We start from the raw sequence: 2,159 nt of genomic DNA, 5'->3' as shown, positions 1-2,159 counted from the left end.
CGCGCGCCTGCTGGCAACCGTGCAGGCCGAACTGCCGCCGCTGGCCGGCATCGTGCATGCCGCCGGCGAGATCGGCACCACTCCCCTGCACGACCTCAACGACGACGAGGTCGACCGCGTGTTCGCCGGGAAGGCCTGGGGCGCTTGGCATTTGACTGAGGCAGTCGGCGAGCTGGGGCTGGACTTCTTTGTCAGTACCTCCTCGATCTCCGGGGTGTGGGGCAGTTTCGGCCAAACCGCCTACAGCGCGGCCAACGCCTTCCTCGACGGGCTGGCTTGGCGGCAGCGCCAGCTCGGCGTGCCCGGGATCAGCGTCAACTTTGGTCCGTGGTCGGCCCCCGGCATGGCCGACGAGGACGCCCGCGCGCAGCTCGACAAGCGCGGTGTGGGCACCTTGTCACCGGTGGATGCACTGGCCGGTCTGGCTGATCTCATGGCGACCTCCGCCGTCCAAGGCGTGGTAGCACGCATCGACTGGGCCAAATTCCTTCCGCTCTACCAGTTGGCGGGCAAGCGGGCATTCCTGGCTCAGTTGCAGGACGAGGTGCCCGAGTCGGCGCCGACGCAGACTACCGCGTCCGGGACCACCCAGCTGGTGGACCGGCTCACCGCCGCTCCTGTCCAGCAACGCAAGCAACTGGTCGTGGACTATTTGCGCGACGTCGTCGCAGAGGTGACCCGGATCGACGCGGCGGAGATCCGCGACGAGTCCGGATTCTTCGCCGTCGGCATGGATTCGCTGATGGCCGTCGAACTGCGGACCCGGGTTGAGCGTGCTATCGGCCAGGAGTTGCCCTCGACCTTGGCGATGGACTATCCGCGCCTGATCGACGTGGCGGACTACCTGCTCGACGACGTACTCAGTATCGGCGCGCCGACGGCCACTAAATTAGCGGCGCAGCCGGATTCGGTCCCGCTGAGCAGCGACGAGCCGATCGCGATCGTGGCGTTGGCGTGCCGTTTTCCGGGCGCACCCGATCCGGAGGCGTACTGGGAGGTGTTGTCCGGCGGTGTCGACGCGATCCGGGAGATCCCGGACGACCGCTTCGACGTCGACGAGTACTACGACCCGGATCCCGAGGCGCGGGGCAAGATCTACACCCGCTACGGCGGCTATCTGGACCGGATCGACGGGTTCGACCCGGAGTTCTTCGGCATCTCCCCGCGTGAGGCCGTCTGGATGGATCCGCAGCAGCGGCTGATGCTCGAGATTGCCTGGGAAGGGCTGGAAAGGGCCGGGTACGCGCCGGCGTCGTTGCGCGGCAGCCGAACCGGGGTGTTCGTGGGGGTGGCCGCCAACGAGTATTCCCAGCTGCTCAACACCAACTCGGTGGAGACCATCGAGGCCCACTTCATCACCGGCAATGCGCTCAACGTCATCGCGGGCCGGGTCGCGTTCGCGCTGGGACTGGAAGGGCCGGCGATGGCGGTGGACACCGCGTGCAGTGCGTCGCTGGTGGCCGTCCATCAGGCCTGCCAGGCTTTGCATTCCGGTGACTGTGACATGGCGCTGGCCGGTGGAGTGAACGTCTTGGTGAGCCCGGCCTCCATTGTTGCCACCTCGCGCGCCAGGATGCTGTCCGCCGACGGCCGATGCAAGACATTCGACGCCGCCGCCAACGGCTACGCCCGCAGTGAGGGCTGCGGGATTCTGGTGCTCAAGCGACTCGGCGATGCGCAGCGCGACGGCGATCAGATTTGCGCGGTCATCCGGGGCAGCGCGGTCAATCAGGACGGCGCTTCCAGCGGTTTGACGGTGCCCAATGGTGGTGCCCAGCAACGGCTTATCGCCATGACGCTGGCTCGTGCCGGTCTCGAGGGTCGCGACGTCGACTACCTCGAGGCGCACGGCACGGGCACCTCCCTGGGAGACCCGATCGAGGTGCAGGCCGCCGCAGCCGTCTACGGTGCCGGCCGTGACCCGAGCCGACCCCTGCTGATCGGGTCGGCGAAGACCAACGTCGGTCACCTCGAATCGGCAGCCGGCATCGCGGGCCTGATCAAGGTCGTGTTGTCGCTGCAGCACGAAGTTCTGCCGCAGAACCTGCACTTCGAGAACCCATCGCCGAACATTCCGTGGGCTTCGCTGCCGGTCCGGGTGGTGGACAAGGCGATTCCCTGGCAGACCGGCGGCCGACCCCGTCGCGCCGGAACAAGCT

The 2,159-nt window shown here is 67.5% G+C and carries 1 protein-coding gene; it reads left to right on the top strand.

The genetic code is table 11. The features are described 5' to 3' along the window. The coding region (locus tag AC2VOG_RS11605) for a type I polyketide synthase (RefSeq protein ID WP_486940043.1) at window positions 1-2,159 on the top strand (2,159 nt) is incomplete at both ends.

This window comes from Mycobacterium sp. TH-M11, from assembly GCF_057473725.1.
This window is presented reverse-complemented; position numbering and strand designations above follow the sequence as displayed.